16 protein-coding genes are annotated in these 18,836 nt (G+C 37.2%); 5 read left to right on the forward strand and 11 right to left on the reverse strand.

Going from position 1 to position 18,836, the window contains the following annotated elements:
- Positions 1–2 precede the first annotated feature (2 nt).
- From AC106K_RS24380 to AC106K_RS24390, 3 genes are all read right to left on the reverse strand, one after another.
- Positions 3–2,774, reverse strand: coding sequence for a SusC/RagA family TonB-linked outer membrane protein (locus AC106K_RS24380; RefSeq protein ID WP_482448151.1), 2,772 nt, complete (start codon positions 2,772–2,774; stop codon positions 3–5).
- Between the two features lie 69 nt (positions 2,775–2,843).
- Positions 2,844–5,120, reverse strand: a complete 2,277-nt coding sequence (locus AC106K_RS24385; RefSeq protein WP_482448152.1) for a T9SS type A sorting domain-containing protein — start codon at positions 5,118–5,120, stop codon at positions 2,844–2,846.
- A 12-nt stretch (positions 5,121–5,132) separates the two neighbouring features.
- On the reverse strand, positions 5,133–5,651 hold the full coding sequence (locus AC106K_RS24390) for an RNA polymerase sigma factor (protein ID WP_482448153.1): 519 nt from the start codon (positions 5,649–5,651) through the stop codon (positions 5,133–5,135).
- Between the two features lie 300 nt (positions 5,652–5,951).
- Between AC106K_RS24390 and AC106K_RS24395 the strand changes: the two genes are divergently transcribed.
- Entirely contained in the window at positions 5,952–7,154 is a 1,203-nt protein-coding gene (locus AC106K_RS24395) for a C1 family peptidase (RefSeq protein WP_482448154.1), read from the forward strand.
- Between the two features lie 194 nt (positions 7,155–7,348).
- Entirely contained in the window at positions 7,349–7,510 is a 162-nt protein-coding gene (locus tag AC106K_RS24400) for a bacteriocin-like protein (RefSeq protein ID WP_482448155.1), read from the forward strand.
- A gap of 81 nt (positions 7,511–7,591) precedes the next feature.
- Here the strand turns inward: AC106K_RS24400 and AC106K_RS24405 are convergent, their stop codons facing one another.
- Positions 7,592–8,677, reverse strand: a complete 1,086-nt coding sequence (locus AC106K_RS24405; RefSeq protein ID WP_482448156.1) for an acyltransferase family protein — start codon at positions 8,675–8,677, stop codon at positions 7,592–7,594.
- Positions 8,678–9,108: 431 nt separating this feature from the next.
- Positions 9,109–10,170, reverse strand: a complete 1,062-nt coding sequence (locus tag AC106K_RS24410; protein WP_482448157.1) for an NADH:flavin oxidoreductase — start codon at positions 10,168–10,170, stop codon at positions 9,109–9,111.
- A gap of 124 nt (positions 10,171–10,294) precedes the next feature.
- Between AC106K_RS24410 and AC106K_RS24415 the strand changes: the two genes are divergently transcribed.
- Positions 10,295–10,678 (forward strand): winged helix-turn-helix transcriptional regulator, encoded by a 384-nt coding sequence (locus AC106K_RS24415; protein ID WP_482448158.1) that lies wholly within the window; start codon positions 10,295–10,297, stop codon positions 10,676–10,678.
- A 108-nt stretch (positions 10,679–10,786) separates the two neighbouring features.
- Here the strand turns inward: AC106K_RS24415 and AC106K_RS24420 are convergent, their stop codons facing one another.
- Positions 10,787–11,530, reverse strand: coding sequence for a methyltransferase domain-containing protein (locus tag AC106K_RS24420; RefSeq protein ID WP_482448159.1), 744 nt, complete (start codon positions 11,528–11,530; stop codon positions 10,787–10,789).
- A gap of 170 nt (positions 11,531–11,700) precedes the next feature.
- Between AC106K_RS24420 and AC106K_RS24425 the strand changes: the two genes are divergently transcribed.
- Positions 11,701–12,081 carry a carboxymuconolactone decarboxylase family protein gene (locus AC106K_RS24425; protein WP_482448160.1) on the forward strand — a complete coding sequence of 127 codons (381 nt, stop codon included), beginning with the start codon at positions 11,701–11,703 and terminating at the stop codon, positions 12,079–12,081.
- Positions 12,082–12,135: 54 nt separating this feature from the next.
- Here AC106K_RS24425 and AC106K_RS24430 read toward each other — a convergent pair whose 3' ends face one another.
- Complete coding sequence (locus tag AC106K_RS24430) at positions 12,136–12,477, reverse strand: hypothetical protein (RefSeq protein WP_482448161.1); 342 nt, start codon at positions 12,475–12,477, stop codon at positions 12,136–12,138.
- A gap of 85 nt (positions 12,478–12,562) precedes the next feature.
- Positions 12,563–14,995: an alpha-ketoacid dehydrogenase subunit alpha/beta gene (locus tag AC106K_RS24435; protein ID WP_482448162.1), complete on the reverse strand. Its 2,433-nt coding sequence runs from the start codon at positions 14,993–14,995 to the stop codon at positions 12,563–12,565.
- A gap of 137 nt (positions 14,996–15,132) precedes the next feature.
- Here AC106K_RS24435 and AC106K_RS24440 point away from each other — a divergent pair, with 137 nt between their 5' ends.
- Positions 15,133–15,426: a hypothetical protein gene (locus AC106K_RS24440; protein ID WP_482448163.1), complete on the forward strand. Its 294-nt coding sequence runs from the start codon at positions 15,133–15,135 to the stop codon at positions 15,424–15,426.
- A gap of 1 nt (position 15,427) precedes the next feature.
- On the opposite strand, the gene AC106K_RS24445 is transcribed toward AC106K_RS24440, so the two are convergent.
- From AC106K_RS24445 to AC106K_RS24455, 3 genes are all read right to left on the reverse strand, one after another.
- Complete coding sequence (locus tag AC106K_RS24445) at positions 15,428–16,405, reverse strand: polyprenyl synthetase family protein (RefSeq protein WP_482448164.1); 978 nt, start codon at positions 16,403–16,405, stop codon at positions 15,428–15,430.
- A 73-nt stretch (positions 16,406–16,478) separates the two neighbouring features.
- Positions 16,479–17,357 carry a hypothetical protein gene (locus AC106K_RS24450; RefSeq protein WP_482448165.1) on the reverse strand — a complete coding sequence of 293 codons (879 nt, stop codon included), beginning with the start codon at positions 17,355–17,357 and terminating at the stop codon, positions 16,479–16,481.
- A gap of 463 nt (positions 17,358–17,820) precedes the next feature.
- The gene (locus AC106K_RS24455) at positions 17,821–18,771 is read right to left on the reverse strand and encodes a sterol desaturase family protein (protein WP_482448166.1); all 951 of its coding nucleotides are present in this window, start codon (positions 18,769–18,771) and stop codon (positions 17,821–17,823) included.
- Positions 18,772–18,836 lie beyond the last annotated feature (65 nt).

Raw genomic sequence — 18,836 nt, forward strand, 5'->3', positions numbered from 1 at the left:
GGTTAAAATTTGAATGAAACAATACATCCCAATGTTTTAAAAGATGGCAGATTAAAAAAATCCAGGCCTCTTCCATTATTCGTATCGTAAAAATTTTGAGTGGGATCTGCGCCTTTCTTAGCTTGCCACAATATTATATTGTTCGTATAAAAAGTAAGTTTCAGAGAACGCCGGTTGTGATTGATGGGTAAAGTTGCAGATAGGGAAATATTATTGATTCTGATATAGTCCGCTTTTTGGACATAGTCTTCCGCTACTCCAAGGTATCCGTATCTTGACCATCTGTTTTCCTGAACATTCCTGCTCGGATCATAAAAATCCACAGGAATCTGATTGACATTTCCATTGGAATGTACCCCTTGAAAAACATAATTTTTAATATTCCGTTCTTCACCGGACTGATAAGAACGGCCATAATAATCAAGAACGGCCTGCGTACCGTTCCAAACCTGCCCGCCTTTTCTCCATTCCCAGTTTATATCTAAAGAAAGCCATTTGTAAGCAAGGTTATGATTGAATTTCATCACAAAATCAGGAGTAGGATCAGCAATAATCTTCATCCCGTCAGCTTTTTTGGGAAATCCAAATTCATCAATGATTAACTGTCCGTTACCATTCCGCTCAAAATAACTTCCTCTGACGGCCCCCAATACCTCACCTTCTGTCAATGTTTTGTAAATATCCTGAAATCCTGAAACCGCCCGGTTATTATCTCCCGGAGTAACACGATCTACAATATCCCTGTATTTAAAAAATGAAATTTTGCTGGTGGTAAAAAAATTATCTCCTAAACGCAACCGTTCATAAGCAAAGTTGAACTCATACCCACTGTAGGTATGATCTGCCATGTTCTTTATTTTCAAATGATTGTTTTCAAAGAAAGGAAAAACATCATCCTGAATTTTTCTTCTGAAATATTCTCCTTCCAGACTTAGATGATAGCCTATATTCATTCTTCCCCCCACTTTCCATTCGCGGGTATTGATATTGGATAAACCTCTGAAGCTTTCTATCTCCTGTATCGGAAAATACTGATAATAGTTTTCTGCTTTGAGTAAAGTAGTTGAATAAGAAGCATAAGATCTGGTGATTTCCGGTTCGGAGCTCAACCGGGTATAGCTTCCCAGGATTTTTAAATTAATATTATTCCATTCGAAAATATCTTCAAATTTCACATAAGCACTCGCCTGTGGAAGCCAATAACTGTTTTTATTTGATGTATTGGAGACGTAAAATGAATTTCCAAGATTGATTCCGGTTTCAAAATCCCTCCCATGAAACTCCATATTATAATTCAATATATAATCCTGTGAAGTTCTTTGATAGCTGTATTTCCGATCTGTAAGACTGTTGTAAATCTCCGATTTTTTATCATTTAAAATAAAATTGAAGAGAAAACTATTTTGAAAATCTGAATCACCCGGCAGTGTGTACGCCCCCTGTATGTTAGAGTAATACAAACTGTTATTCTGGCTTCTTTCATTGGAAATTCCATAATTGAATCCATAGGTGGAAGGTTTATACTGATCCAGATTCCAGATCGTATTATGTTCATAAGACTGAGCAATACTCAGCTTAAAATCTCTCCACGTCTTCACAGCACTGAAGCTCAGCTGTTTCTGATGATTCTGATAATGGTATTTATTATTTTGTGCCAAAAGAAATGAAGGGTTATCCGCAAACTGGCTATATCGTCTCTGTGAGCCATCATTCAACAGAAGCTGTTGTGCATTTGAAAATGAAACAGGAGTAAGCAGTGAGTTTTGGTATACCCTATTGAACAGCCCTATCCGATTAACGTTTGTGGCTTTGTTTTCTTCATAATTGAACGCGACATTCATAATATAGCCACCCAAATTGGTTGTAAGTTTTGTTTTGAATGTATTGGTATTATTAAACTGATCGATAAAATACATCTGCTCTTTTTGCTGCCCCAGATCAAGGGAAAGCCGAAGTTTCTCAGTATATCCTTCTTTTATAAAAAGATTTGCATTCAGCCGGTTGCTGTAACCTACCGTACTCTTAAAAAGGTCATTCTGATACCCTTTTGCCCGTGGTAATCCAGCTGTCCAGCTAATCAACCTCCCATTCTGATCATAGGGATAAGGCTGCCCATCAAATCCCAATGTAGAAATATCCGGTCCGAAACTGAACATTTCATTTGTTTCCGGATCCCTCCATACCAGGTTCCCATTCTCAGATCTTCCCTGTACATATTGCCTCTGTGTTTCGGGAATCCTATTTCTGTTTTTCACTTCCATAGCAGTCGTAAAACTTCCGTTAAAATATAAAGTTCTCTGCCTGAAATCTTTCAGAATATAAATGCTGTCATTCCGTTGTTGCAGCTTTCTTACATTGTTTACATATCGATTTGAACCTTTACTTAAGGCTATTTTGGTGTTTTCAATACTGAAATAATCTCTTTCGTCTCTGGCAGTCAGGCTGTCATAAGCTTTACTATGAATATTTTTTACATACTTTTCATCTACCTGATCTTTTAGGATTGTTTTCAGCTCTCTCAGCTGGTAGGAAGGAATTACCTGAATATTTTTGCCCTGGTTCCATGTCAGCGTATCATAAGGTTTTGCTGCAATGATGGCAAAACCTTTTTCATCGGTCAGTTCATAGATCCCTGTATTTTTATTATAAACTTTCAGAAAATTCTGAGCTTTATTTTTAGGCCCTAAAAATGTCCCCGAATAATAGAGTTGTGAATCCTGTGCCTGTAATCCGGTAATGGTAAAAGACAACAGCAGTAAGTAGCTTTTTTTCATCAATCAAAATATGTCTCAAGATAAAGAAAAAAAGAAATTCCCGGAGAAATTTCTTTTTTTGATTTTAAATTAATTTTTAATGACTTTAAAGGTCTCCCAGGCTTCACCAGACCGAATACGAATCAGGTAAACTCCCTGCGGATATGAAGTCATGTCGATTGTGTTTTTACCTTCGTTCAGATGTTCTTTTCTCATGATAATCTTTCCGGCTATGTCATACACAAAAAGTTCATCAATAGCTTTTTTCGTTTTGATCTGAACAGGTCCCTTTGTAGGATTCGGAAACAGAACCGTTTTCGACTCTGCCTGGTTCTCTATTTCAGTCTCCATTTTCTTATTGAGATTCTCATTAGAAATGCCACTGTTGCATTCAGGAAGAGTAGCTCTTTGAAGGATCAATCTTAGCAACAGGTCGTTAAGTTTTTCAACTTCATAAGAATCTGTAGTTGGTTTAATATGGTTATTCCCAATACCGCTATCATTCGTCAGGAAGGTATAAGTTCCGTTGGTAAGCAAAGCAAAAGTTCTCATCAGGTATTCTGTTTCTTTATTGGTATCACTTGCCGCCAATGGAATGATGGTGATTCCTTTTTTAGCCGCCGTTTTTATTTTATCATACAATTTTCTGATGTTCTCTTCTGACTGATGAGGTGGAGCATCTAAAATCAAAAACATAATTTTGGTAGAATTGCCACTGCTCCATTTCAATTCATCGATAGAAACCTGCATCGCCTCCACTACAGCTTCCGGGGTATCTCCACCGCCAGTGGCTCTCTGATTTTTGATGAAACCAATCAGATCTTCTGCCTTATCAGAAAAGTCAAATTTTCTTGTGACATATTCATCTCCTTTATCTCTATAGAAAACCGAACCGTACCTTACCTCCGTATTGTTTAGCTTTGCCTCCACTTTTCTCAATACATCCAACAGCTCTGACTGTAGATAAGAAATTTCATCTCCCATAGATCCTGTAGCATCCACTACAAATGCCAGATCTAGTTTTCGTTTTTCCAGACAGGATTTATTCAGAATAATCACATTCTGCCCGTTTTTAAATTCTCTGATATTGGAACTTATCACCTGTCCGGAAGCATCTGACAGATAATATTTACCGGAATCTGAGCTTTCATTGGTCATTGGACTGATCCATAATTCGGCATTTCCCAAATTATCAGATACAGCCTCCCAGATTACATTTTTCTTTTCATCCAAAAGCCTTACTTTTTCCCCGATTACCGGTTTTTTGTCTTTATTCACCAACTGTACAGAGACTCTTCTGTCCGGGAAAAACTTCCAGGTATTTTTATATCGGTCCAGCTCAGGAACGGCAACATCTTTCCAATATTCCCATTTAGAAAAATCGTTTACCTCTCCTCCTGTCAGCTGTCCTGCTTTAGGAAGTTCCTTTTCCGGTTCTTTGATTTCCTTTTCAGTCTCCTCAACAGGTTTTGCCAGTAATTCGCTGATCTTTTCTTTTTCCGCACGACTCAGACGTTTCGTTTTTACGATAAGAACTCCATGACCTGCTTTGCTTCCATATATTGCTGCAGCCTCCGCTCCTTTGATCGCAGACATCTTCTTAATACGTTCCGGATCTAATATTTTCAGAGCTTCCATATTGGCAGGTTTTCCATTAATAATGACCAATGGATTTGCTGAACTTCCCACCGAACTCATCCCTCGGATCATCATTTTCATCTCTTTTCCTGATTTAGAAACTGATAATCCGGCCACCTTTCCACTTAGTTCTTTTGCTACAGAAATGTCGGATGAAGAAACAACTGAGCTTGATGATGTGAGGCTTTTTGCTCTTTTAACAGGTGCGTATCCTCTTACCACTACTTCATCAATATTATTAACCAAACCAGTAGAAGTCTCCATATGACGGACTATCGGTGGTGGCGAAATACCAACTGCTGTTGAACCTTCTGAAGGAAGCAAAACAGGATTAGGTGGCGGAACCGGGGCAACATGTATCGCCAATTTTTCTACCACTGGCTCTGTATTTTTTTTCTCTTTCAGGATATTCTTCTTTGTCAGACTGTCTATCCCTCTAATATCTGTTTTTATGACGGGTTTTGGTGGAGTTCTGTTTTCAGCGATTACAGGCTTTATATGTTCCACAGTATCTTTTTTACTCATGAAGTAAAAAGCTCCACAACCTATAATAAGGCTTGCAGCAACCCCATAAGGAAGCCAAAAAGGGACCGTTTTCTTTTTCTCTTTTTTGGCATCCAGCTTTTCTTCAACCTTTTCCCACACTTTTTCAAAACCAGGAAAAACCGTTGGTTCTTCTGAAAGCCTGGAAGCTTCATTGAATTGCTGATCTATATGATTATTTTCCATTGTTGTAAAAGTTTAAATGTTTTGATTCACCAAAAGTTCCTGTAGTTTTTTCCTTGCAAAATTGAGCTGGGATTTTGATGTTCCTTCACTGATGGAAAGCATCGTTGCTATTTCCTTGTGCGGATAACCTTCAATAGCAAAAAGGTTAAAAATAGCCCTGCAGCCTTCCGGAAGAAAGTTCAGCAGATTCAGAATATCTTTTTCTAATGAAAGACTTTCTGTACTGCTTTCCGAAGTATCGATGTGGTTTTCTTCTAATGAGATAAACAGCGCCTTATTCGTCCTTAGCTTCTGAAGGCATTCATTCACGGTAATTTTCCGGGCCCACGCTTCAAAAGTATCCGGATTCTGGAGCTGCCCTATTTTCGTGAAAATTTTGTAGAACGTATCGGCCAATACTTCTTCAATATCTTCGTCGTTCTTTAAATAGCGTCTGCATACCGAGTACAGCCTGCCCGCCATTTTCTCGTAGACCTTCCGCTGCGCATTGCGGTCGCTACGTTGACATTCTAATAATAATTCTCGTTCCATAGTCAGGAGGTTATATCAGTATAGATGCGGAAACTTTTGTTGGGGTTGGAAATATGTTTTTTTTTGCAAAAGGCAAAGAAGGCTGAGAAAGCAAAGAGAATATGCTGTTATTTTATTGTGTATGAGTTTTTAAACATTCGCTCATTATTTTTATATACTTTCTCAGCCTTCTTTGCCATTATCAGCTTTCTTCATTTCTTTCCCTTCCAACAAAAAACTTCCTATTCCAAATTTAACTTTTCCTCTTGTAACAAATCTCTACTATGAACGACTATTAATACAAATAATCTTTTTATAGTAATGAAAAATGCGAAAATGGCATCATTACTTTTTGTTTTGTCTGCAGGAAGTATGATGTTTGCCCAAGATGACTTAATCAACAAGTTAAAAAACAACCACTCACAAAATGCTAATTTTCAGTTCACCACGTTGAAAGACGTTGGCGCAACTTCTGTAAAGAACCAGGGTTCATCAGGGACCTGCTGGAGCTACTCCGGAAATTCTTTCCTTGAATCTGAAATGCAGAGAATGGGCAAAAAACCTGTAGATCTTGCTGAAATTTTTACGGCAAGAAATTCTTATCATGATAAAGCTAAGTTATATGTATTGAATAACGGAGCGATCAGCTGGGGCGATGGAGGTGAACTTCACGATGTAATCAACATGTATAAAAAATACGGTGCAGTTCCTCAGGACGTTTATACAGGACTAAAGGCGGGTCAGACTACCAACAACTTCAAAGAAATGCAAGGGAAGCTGAAGCCGGTTCTTGACAGCCTTGTTCAGGCTTCTTCAAAAGGGAAGCTTACCGATAACTGGATGGATTCTGTAGATGTGATCCTTGATGAATATTTAGGAAAAGTACCTGCCAACTTTACTTATGAAGGGAAGAACTACACTCCAAAAACTTTTGCCAAAGAAGTGGTAGGAATCAATCCTGAAGATTATGTAGAATTGTCTTCTTACAAAGATTATCCTTACTATCAGAAATTCGTAGTTCCGATTCCTGATAACTGGAGCCACGATTCTGACTGGAATGTTCCGATGAAAGATCTTACGGCAATTATTGATAATGCTGTAACCAAAGGATATTCTGTAGGTTGGGCAACTGACGTTTCTGAGCCTTATTTCTCTTACAAAAATGGGGTAGCCTATGTTCCGGATATGGATCTGGACCAGATCAACGCAGACAATAAGCAGACTTTGTTCACAGAGCCTAAAAAAGATAAAACCATTACGGAAGATATGCGTCAGAAAGGGCTTAACAACCTTTCTACAACGGATGACCACGGGATGCACATCGTAGGATTGGCAAAAGATCAGACGGGTAAAGAATACTATATGGTGAAAAACTCATGGGGAGTAACGAATGACTTTGCAGGGTATCTTTATGTAACCAGACCTTATGTTGAATATAAATCAACAGCTATTTTGGTACACAAAAATGCTATTCCTAAAAACATTTTGAAACAGCTTAAGCCAACTAAAAATATTGGTTTGTAAAAAAATCATTTCTGCTTTTTTTAATAGGGCAGTTTAGATATTTAAATCTGTTAAACCCCGCTCCCGGAAATTCCGGGAGCGGGGTTATTTTTATGAAGAACCTATAAAAATAACAAATACCTCATATTTCTATCAAAGTATTACATTATTTATAAAAAAACACTACATTTGTTTGTAATCAAAAAATATCAAATATGAAAAATCTAAAAAAATTAGTAAAGTCAGAGCTAAAAAAAATTCATGGCGGTGGAGCACCTCTCTGCCCGGAAGGAGAGATACCATGTCGTCATGCGGCTAAACCCGGCATCCCTGCTTATTGGTCTTGTGAGCCAGAAACTCTTGGATGCAGAATCTAAAAATCCCAGCTTTCAGTAATTCTGAAAGCTGTTTTTTTGAGTTTAAGATTTATTTGAATCTTCATCAATCCCCTATCCAGGTTAGTCTTTATTACTCCGGAATGTCCTATCCCGATACATCATCACAGGCTTTTCGATATAGATATAGGATATTCCAGCTATAATAAAAGAGAAGGTGAAGAAGAGAACAAATTTTATTACTCCGGGAAGAAAACTAAAGTAAGGCAGCTCCAGCAATTTAAATACCAACCAGTGCTGCAAATACAAAGAATAGGAAACCTTACTGGTATATCTGATGATTATTGAAAATAAAGCACCAGAACATTTTATCTCTTTGAAAAACGGAAAAACAAGGGCTAATCCCAGTCCTAAAAAAGAATAATAAATCGTATTAAAGTAATATAGATCTGAATAATTATTCCTAAAAATAAAATATTGATTAACGAGCAATACTATACCTCCAATACAAAGCAGAACATATTTGTTTAATGAAATTTTATCCTCATAAAAATGAAAAGCAAAAGCCATTGCAGCTCCAAAAACAATGGCATCCAAACGAAGAAAAGCGATTTTCCGTACACCTTCATAAAAGGTAAAATCATAATGATCAAAGGTTATTATCCGTATGAAAAGAAAATAGAACAGAAATATAAAAATTCCAATACTGAATATTCTTTTGGCAGAAAAATCAATCCTTGCTTTTTTAAGTAAAAATAAAGAGACAGGAAATAAAATATAAAACCATTCCTCGATGCTCAAACTCCAGGAAACACCAAAAAAAGTAGGCTGGACATGAAAAAAATTCTGAATAAACAGAAAATATTTCCATAAAGCAACATCTGTATTTTCTACTGAATCAGCATATTTATTGCCTGACCAATAGATAAAAAGCATTATGAAATATAGCGGTAAAGTACGAAACCACCTTCTGAAAATAAAAATCTTTAATCTCTTCTGAACATCTTCATGATTAAAGACCTCAATCAATAATCCACCTATCAGCACTCCACTTAATACAAAAAAAAGCTCTACTCCGAACAAACCACTGAAAAAAGCAATAAAAAAGGAATACTCACCGGTGTAAATATACCCAAGAACATGCCCCGTCATTACCAACACAATAGCAAGAGAGCGAATCAGATCAAAACCAAAAATTCTTTTTTCCAAAACAGTTCAATAGAAATTGTTTCAGGGGGGAATTCATCAATTTTCACAATTAATAAAAACCTCACTTAATCAATCATTTATGCATTGGCAAAAGTATTGAAACTGAATTTTAATGAATCTTGAGATCCACTTTATAAAACGGCTTTAAAATAAAAATCATGTGAAATTTTTATTGAGTTTTAATTAATTGCCTGAATTCTTATTTTGCTTTTTTTAGGTTAAATACAATTTCAGAAATGAATAAAAAAATAACGGACTTCCAGAAATCTGAAAATCCGTCATTTAATAAATAGGTGAAAATTAAATATAAAATAAAGTGAATTATGTTGATTAATAGAAATAGTGAATGGTTAATTCTGCCCCGTTAATGAGTAAAATATGCTGTTAAAAAAAATTGACAACGAAGCCTCATTAATGATTCACGATCTCTATTAAAATAATACGCCCATACTTTCTGCGTTAAAGTCCAGAATCTCTTCGGTATTTCCGTTTTTGATCTTCTGTACCCATTGGTAATCCTGCAAAATAGCACGTCCAACTGCTACAAGATCAAATTCCTGATTATCAAGTCTTCTGATTAGTTCTGTAAGATCTGTTTTTTCTGTTCCCTGTCCTGCAAAGGCATTAAGGAAATCTCCGTTTAAACCTACAGATCCTACTGTAATGGTTGGCTGTCCGGTAATTTTTTTCGCCCATCCGGCAAAATTCAGGTCAGAACCGTCAAACTCAGGTTCCCAGAAACGGCGTTGTGAACAGTGAAAAATATCAACTCCGGCTTCTTTCAAAGGTAATAACCAGTCTTCCATTTCATTTGGAGTAAGTGCCAGTTGAGTTTTATAATCCTGCTGCTTCCATTGCGAAAGACGAATGATAATGGTAAAGTCCTCTCCTACTGCTGCTCTGATTGCTTTTACAACGTCTACTGCAAACCTGCTTCTTTCTTTCAACGTTTTACCGCCATATTCATCAGTTCTGGTATTGGTTACTTCCCAGAAAAACTGATCGATAAGGTAACCGTGAGCTCCGTGGATTTCAAGACAGTCAAAGCCAAGGTCTTTTGCTGCTTTGGCAGAAGCTGCAAACTGGGCAATCGTATCCTGAATATCTTCAATTGTCATTGTGGAAGCCTTTTCCATTGCTACCAACGGATATTCTTCCGACATTCTGGTATCTCCTACATGCCAGATCTGAGGTCCCATTTTCCCTCCGTTCTGATGTACGGTATCGATTACGTTTTTCCAGCCGTTCAGAGCTTCATTTCCGTAGAAATCAGGGATGTTTGGCAGGTTTTTCGATCCGGGTCTGTTGATGACAGTTCCTTCTGAAAGGATCAATCCTACTTCTGAAGCAGCTCTTCTTCCGTAGTAGTCTGCAATGCTCTGTGTAGGAACTCCATTATCAGATTGTGCTCTGGTCATGGGAGCCATTACGATTCTATTTTTAAGCTGTAGATTTTTATATTGGAACGGTTTAAATAATGATGATGTGTCCATATTTAAAATTATGTTTTATAATTGTTACACAAAGTAACTAATAATAGTTCGTTTTTGTATCTTTTATTAAAAAAATAGTGGTAACTTCGCAGTAACTTACATTAGTAACATAAAAGTAACTCCTATGAAAAAGAATGAATTGATGCAGTACAGCTGTCCGCTTGGCAAGGCTATGGCCGCATTGGGAAGCAAATGGAAGCCTATCATTGTATTGGTGATTAAAGACCGTAAGCTTCGTTTCGGGGAGCTTGCCGTACGAATTAATGTCATTTCCAGAAAGGTTCTTACGGATCAGCTGAGGGAGATGGAAACTGATGGACTGGTCATCCGTGAAGAGTTTAAGGAACTTCCGCCAAGGGTAGAATATTCTTTGACAGAAAAAGGACTGGCCCTGCTGCCTATTTTATATCTGCTGGAAGAATGGGAGGCAAAATATCAGGTGAAGGGATTACAATCTGAGCACTGTGGTGTTTTGAGTAAGGAAAAGAAAAAAGCGGTGAACGCTTAGCTTTATTTTTAAGCAAACCTGAAATATATTATTCGTGCATCCGTGACAAAAAAGTATGTCTTATTTTTCTACGGATGCACGAATTTTTTATCAATGGATAGGAAAATTTTAAACAGCTTCTTTTCTTATGATCAATGTATTTGCAAACGGAGTAATCTTTTTGTTTCCGGCTATTTTTAATCCGGAGGGAGCTATTGAGTTTTGCCATTGTTTCCAGCTTAAAAAATGAAATGCCCCGATATTAAAGAAAATAAAATTGGTCGTATCTCTGAACTGCTCAGAAACAATGATCAGACCTCCTTTCTTCAAGATTCTTTTAGCTTCTTTAAAGAACAAAACCCTTTTTTCATGATCTAAAATCTCGTGAAGAGCAGTCACAGCAAGAATAAGATCCTGAGATTCACTTTCAAAAGGCAGTTTATCCGGTGAGATCCTTATTTCTTTTGGATTGGGCGGAAACATCTTTTTAGAAACTTCAATCCCGCTTTCATGTTCGTGCCTGTTTCCATAAATATCACATACCGTCAGATTCAAATGAGGATATTTTTCTTCCAGTCTTTGTGATAAAGGATCAAAGCTCGCATGAATGAGAACCGCATTTTCTGCTGTTTCCCAATTAACTACATCATCCAGGTCATTTAACTCATAAAGATCAGAGGTATCATACAGTATATAAGAAGCAACAAGAGACGCTAGGATGTTCAAAATAATGAGAATTCCCAGTCCTCGCATCAAGATCATCAAAACATCGGATTTTATCTGAAATGACAGGATAAAAAGAAACAGTGAAATAACGATTCCAAGAAGGATCTTTTTGTAATTGAAAAGGATGACTAACCGGGTAATTTTCATGGTAGTTTTCAGTATGCAAATGACTTGTCTTTCAAATGTACGAATTTCATGGATTCCATCTCCCCCACTTTGTTCCAAAAGGCACTTTCAAAAGGGTAAGTATAGTACGAAAAAGTAAGTATATCGTTTTTCATGTATTTCTGCTTCAAATTTGCAGAAAAAATTTCATTATGAATTACAAAGAAATTGCAAAAAAAAGTATTGGTCATCTGTATAAAGCTCATACCAGCATCCGAAAATCCGGAATTGATGAAAAGCTGATCGCATTAGCCGAACTGCGGGTTTCTCAAATCAACGGATGTGCCTACTGCTGCAGCTATCATGCTAAAGAGCTTCTCAGCTTTGGCTTTGAACAGGATGTCATCAACAGGCTTCCCGGCTGGAAGCACACCAATGTCTTTGATCTAAAGCAGAAACTTGTTTTAAGCTGGGCAGAAGCTGTCACGTACAACAATACGGATGGGTGCGAAATCAAAGGGAAGCTATTCCTGCATTTTACTGAAAGAGAAATTGTTGAACTTACGACGTGTATTACCTTATTAGTGCTTTAAATAAACTGCGGATTACCTTGGCAGAAGAGGATTAAGCAACCCATATTGATCGTTTTATTTGTCAATTGATAGTTTATCAAGCTTTATTTGAACTCTTTCGGGATAGCTGCCATTAAGATAACTTACAAATCCATGGTCTATCACTGCTTTTGAGCCCGCTTTTGGAATTGAATCTTTATATTTAAAATAAAGAGTATCATTCCTTATCTCATAGCTTCCGCTAAACACATTTTTATCGTGTATCATCCCCTGTGAAATAAATTCAAAGCTTTTATCATCATACATTTTCAGATAAATCCAGCCTAACGGAGCTTCCCGGTCTGCCAGCAAGACTTCTTTTTTATCATGTTTACAGCTTATTATTAATAGAATCAGAAATAAAAGTCTAAGCTTCATGGTTGATTATTAAATGGTTTTAACAAATATAAATGAAAAGCCGCTTCCTAAAAGAAAGCGGCTTCAAAATTTATCTAAAATCCAATTAGTATATCGCAGGATATTTCTGAGGATTTGTTTCGTTAAACATAGCGTAGATCTTTTCTACCATATCATCTGCAGATGGCTTGCTGAAGTAGTCACCATCACTTGCATAAGCTGGTCTGTGATCATTGGCAGCAATCGTCAACGGATCTGAATCCAAGTATCTGAATGCTTTCTGCTTTTCTAAGATCTGTTGTAAGATGAATCCTGTAGTTCCTCCTTCCACATCTTCGTCGATCACGACTAATCTGTTCGTTTTCTTAACGCTCTCGGCAATCTCATGAGATAAATCGAAAGGAATCAATGACTGAATATCGATCACTTCTGCAGAAATACCAAGTTTTTCTAACTCATTAGCAGCTTCCGTTACAATTCTCCATGTAGAACCGTAAGTAACTAAGGTAACGTCTTTACCTTCTTTGGTCACTTCAATTTTACCTACAGGAACAGTAAACTCACCTAAATTATCAGGTTGTTTTTCTTTCAGCCTGTATCCGTTCAGACATTCTACGATAATCGCAGGTTCGTCTGCCTGAAGCATTGTGTTATAGAATCCAGCAGCTTTAGTCAGGTTTCTAGGAACCAATACCAGAATACCTTTTGACAGGTTAAGAATTCCCGCCATCGGAGAACCTGAATGCCAGATTCCTTCCAGTCTGTGTCCTCTTGTTCTGATGATCAATGGAGCTTTTTGTCCTCCTTTAGTTCTGTAATGTACGGTTGCAAGGTCATCACTCATCCCCTGTAAACAGTAAAGAACATAGTCCAGGTATTGGATTTCAGCGATAGGTTTCAAACCTCTCATCGCCATACCAATTCCCTGTCCAAGAATTGTTGCTTCACGAATTCCTGTATCAGCAATACGCAATGCACCGTATTTTTCCTGCATTCCTTCCAATCCCTGGTTTACGTCACCAATATTTCCGGTATCTTCACCAAAGATTAAAGTTTCAGGATATTTTTCAAAAATTTTGTCAAAGTTATTTCTGATCACTACTCTACCGTCTACATCTTCTGAGCTGTCTGAATAAACAGGTTTGATCTCTTTGATGTTTTCAGCCTTCCACTCAGACTGAGAGTATAAGTGAGAGGAATAGTTATCTTTTTCAATTTCAGCAACTTCATTGTACTTTTGCATCAACTGGTTTCTTTCCGCAGAATTTGTTCCTCTTGTTGCCAATAAAGTTTTTCTTGCCAGATGGAATACATCTTTCTTAGCTTTTGAAACCAATTTGTTGAAATGAGTAAGGGCAGCTTCTACTTCAGCATTCTGACCTTTAAGGTTTTCTACTAAAGGTACGATAGACTGAATTAATTCTTTAATTGCGGTCTGGTAGTTATCCCAAGCTGTTTTTTGTCCCGCTTTAGCCGCTTTTTTAGCTTCTTCATCAATCGCTTCCAACTCTTCAGCTGTAGCAATCACTTCTTCTTTTCCGTCGATCTCAATAGAATAATTTAAGATCCACTCTTTAAATTTTACCAATCCGTCAAACTCAGCTTCCCAGGCAAGACGTTCTTCATTTTTATATCTTTCGTGAGACCCTGATGTAGAGTGTCCCTGAGGCTGGGTAACATCTACTACGTGAACCACTACAGGAACGCCTTCCGTTCTTGCAAAATGTTCTGCTTTAGCATAAGCATCCAACAATGCAGGGTAATCCCAGGCTTTAACCTGAATGATTTCGCAACCTTGTTTTTCGCCTTCTTTTCTCTGGAATCCGCTCAACATTTCGCTGATGTCAGCTTTTGCTCTCTGATTTTTTGTAGGCACTGAAATTCCATATCCGTCATCCCAGATAGAAACAATCATAGGAACCTGAAGCGCACATGCTGCATTCAATGTTTCCCAGAAATGCCCTTCTGCTGTAGAAGCATCCCCGATGGTTCCGAAAGCCACTTCATTTCCTTCTTTTGAGAATTTTTCTGAACCTTCGAATTTTACACTTTTATAGATTGTAGAAGCCTGAGCCAATCCTAATAATCTAGGCATCTGCCCTGCTGTAGGAGATATATCAGAAGAGATATTTTTCTGAGCGGTAAGATCTTTCCAGCTTCCATCTTCATTTAAACTTCTTGTTGCAAAATGCCCGTTCATCTGTCTTCCCGCAGAAGCAGGCTCTCTTTCCACGCTTGTATCTGCATACATCTGTGCAAAGAAACTTTCTACCGTCAAAGCATTAATAGCCAATGCAAAAGTCTGGTCTCTGTAATATCCCGAACGGAAGTCCCCATTTCTGAAAACTTTCGCCATAGCCAACTGAGGAAGCTCTTTACCATCCCCAAAAATTCCGAATTTAGCTTTTCCGGTGAGTACTTCTCTTCTTCCGAGATAAGACATTTCACGGGAGATCCTTCCTAACCTGTAGTCTTCAAGTATTTGATTTTTAAAATCTTGAAAGGATATTTGCTGTGTTTCAATATAGGTTGTTTGCATAGCTAAGTAAAAAAGTTTTTTAATCTTCAAGTATTTTGCTAATATACAATTTTTAAATTAATTTTAATTTTTAATAATCTTTTTTAAAAATTTGATAATAAAAAAAATTGTGCTTTATTTTGAAAAAAATTGTAAAGATGGAAAAAAAGTCACCTCATATTCTGAATGCTTCAAGCAATCTTTTAGGGTTTTCGCTGATCATCATTACCTCTTTGAAAATCGCTAAGATAAGTCAGAATACGCATTTAGATGAATTTGCCGGTTTTGCATGTATCCTTTTTGCATGCAGCTGCTTCTTTTCCTTTCTGGCCATCAGAACAGGAAATAGAAAGCGGGAATACACGTTTGAGACTATTGCGGATTATGTATTTTTAATCGCTTTATTTTGTATAGTTCTAGCGGTTATTATTGTAACCCTAAAAATAATTTAATTTAAAATTTTCTTTCTATTACGTAATCAAGCATAATGTGTAACGATTTTCTCGCTTCAGATTCAGGGAATTCATTAAGAATGTCCTTGGCTTTTTGCTGGAAATCTTTCATCACTTTAATGGCATATTCCAATCCGCCGGAATTTTTAACAAACTCTATAAGTTCTTTTACTCTTTTGGGATTGTTATTATAACGTTTTATCGTGTCAAAGTAGTATTTCCTGTCCTTTTCACTGGCTATTTTCAGGGTATGAATCAAAGGCAGCGTCATTTTCTGCTCTTTGATGTCAATTCCTACAGGTTTACCAATCACATTGGAGCTCAGGTAATCGAAAAGGTCATCTTTGATTTGGAAAGCCATTCCGGTATAGGTTCCGAAATCCATCATTTTCTTGGCAAGAGCCTCGTCTGTACTGTTAGAAAGAACGCCTATTTCACAGCAGGCAGCAATCAGGGTAGCTGTTTTCTGACGGATGATTTCATAATAGACTTCTTCCGTAATATCCAGTTTTCTGGCTTTTTCAAGCTGAAGAAGCTCTCCTTCAGACATTTCACGGATCGTTCTGGAAATAACGCCCAACAGGTCATAATCTTTGTGGTCTGTAGACAATAATACGGATTTGGACAAAAGGTAATCCCCTACCAAAACGGCAATTTTATTCTTCCACAAAGCATTGATCGAAAAGAAATTACGACGTTTAAAACTTTCATCTACAACATCATCATGTACCAATGTCGCCGTATGAATCAGCTCGATCATAGAAGCCCCACGATATGTCTTTTCCGTCACCTCTCCTACCAGTTTGGCACAAAGAAACACAAACATAGGACGCATCTGCTTTCCTTTGGTGGTTACAATAAAACGGGTTACTTTATCTAATAAAGCTACTTTACTCTGCATCGACTCATAAAACTTCTGTTCAAAAAGTTTCATTTCCTCGTTGATCGGTCGTTTAATTTCTTCTACTGTATTTGCCAAAATCTGCGAATGCTGGGTGAATAATTATTAATTCTCACAAAGATAATTTTTTTCGCTCAATTTTAAGATAAAATTAATACTTGAGTTGATCTTTGGGGATAAAATATAAAGAAGGTTTTGTGCTTCCCAATGGAGATTTGAATTTTTCACCGGAGATATAAATTCCTGTTTCATCTACGGTAATTCCTTCAATCTGGCTTACTGACAATGAACTTCCAAGATAATAATGTTTGGGCACTTCTTTGAAAAAGATCCCGGGTTCTGTCTCTGTAAAAATATCTAAAAATACTTCCGTTTTTTTGGTATATCCTACCAGATAGAGTTTTTTATCAAAATATGTAGCGTCTGTTACGACGAAATTGGTTTTATAAGACTCTGTTTTCACGGCATCCTGTTTTTCTCCGATCTCCGGATCAATAACATAGTGGGTGGTTGCTTTTGAAGTCCATTCTTTTGTAAAAAGATGAATTTTCCCGTGAAGATAGATCATTGCTTCTGCATCAAAATCCGTTTTCAGATACCCTGAACCATAATCATCCTGCTCCGGATACTGAAATGAAATCTTTTTGATCTGGCTATTCTGCAAGCTGTCATTCTGAAACGGGACTTTATAAATCTCCAGGTCTCTTCTCTTCCCCCCATTGTTTCCAAAGTCTCCTATATAAAAATGGGTGCCGTCATTAGTCAAAGCTTCCCAATCTTTATTTTTGCCATTCACCTTAAGGGTATTTACAATTTCTCCAGATGCTTTACTGATTTCAAACAATTCCGGATCGTTTCCACTATCGTTAAAAGTATAAAGTTTTCCATTCAGAATACTCAATCCCGAGGTTTCCTGGATTTTATCATTCAGATAGGCAATTCTGTATTTTCTTATTTTCAGGAAATCAGTTTGTTGGGAGAATGTAATTTGAAAGGCGAAAAATGCCAATAGCAGAATGGTTCTTTTCATGTTGCAAAAATAGGAGTTTATGTTGAAATGAGAATCTTTCGGGGAGAATGAAGGTACGTGAAGATTTTGTAGAATATGTGTATTTTTTCCAACGCAAAGATTTATTTTTTTGTTTTTATATTTTAAGTGAGCTAAGATGGAATCGATTTTCAATCGATCTGATGAAGCAAACGCACAGTAACCAAACCTTTTCAGTAACAAAATAGCTCTTTTTGGCTCTCTTAAAATATAGCACAGAATGAAATCTTTTCGTGTATTTTAGACCGTTTTAAAGTAAATTAAGATTCAAACAAGATTAATTAAGAATAGCGCTTTACCAATAGCGTCAGTTGTTATTTCAAATTTTATTGTCCTCTTAAAAAACTTAATGGTTCAAATTTTACATTTTCATCTTATCCCTATAATAGAAAAACGAGCCAAATAGCCCGTTTTCCCTCAGATTTCTATTGATTTGAACCAGAATTTAAGCAGTTTTCTGCTCTTTCTGATTTTGCTGTTGTTCTTTTTTCTTTGCCTGTCTGGCGAAATACTCTTTCTGGTATTGTCTTACCGTTTTTCCGGTCCCATCATGTCTCCATCCCGGAGAATTGAAGATATAATTGACTCTGTCTGTGAATTTCAGTCCCGGCTGCTTAAGGTCTTTCCAAATCTTTCGCCATTCATAGAAAAGAACAGTGTCTGGTCTGTTATCCGGCATTTTCGGGTAGATTCCATATTTCACAGGAACATTAGGATCTTCTTTCTGGAAGGTACCAAAAATTTTATCCCAGATAATCAGGCACATTCCCATATTTTTATCCAGATACTTCACGTTACATGCGTGATGTACACGGTGGTGGGAAGGGGTTACCAGAATATACTCCAGGAATCCCATGCTTTTTACCGTCTGGGTGTGTACCCAGGTTCCGTATACCTGTCCGATGGCATAAGCTACCATAATATGCCATGGATTGAATCCTAAAAACGCAAGCGGTGAAAAGTATAAATATCTGTAAAGCGGCTGCAGTACAGGGCTTCTGAATCCTGTTGTCAGGTTGAAATATTCTGAACTATGGTGCGTAATATGAACAGCCCAGAATGCTCTGGAACGGTGGTCTACATAATGCAGGACATAGTAAGCAAAATCGGTAATGATAAAGCAAGCAAGCAGATACCAGATGCTAAGATCCCATGAAAAAATTCTGTGGCTGTAAAAGAAAAACATTACCCCCATCGCAAAAGCCTTCATGATCAGATCGAGCCCAAAATTCATCAATGCCAGATAAATATTCGTTGCAAGATCTTTCCCACTATAGAGCTTAGCCTCTGAAACATGGCTATAAATCATTTCAGCTAAAATAACCGTAGCGTGCAGAGGAACTGCCCAAGCATACACGTGTTCTAGCCCATCCTCGCTCATAAGAAAATCCATCATCACAAAATAATTTTGTGCAAAGGTAGGATTTTAAGCGGTGCGTTAAGAGAATTTTAAGGTTTTTT

It is taken from the genome of Chryseobacterium sp. FR048, from assembly GCF_056844665.1.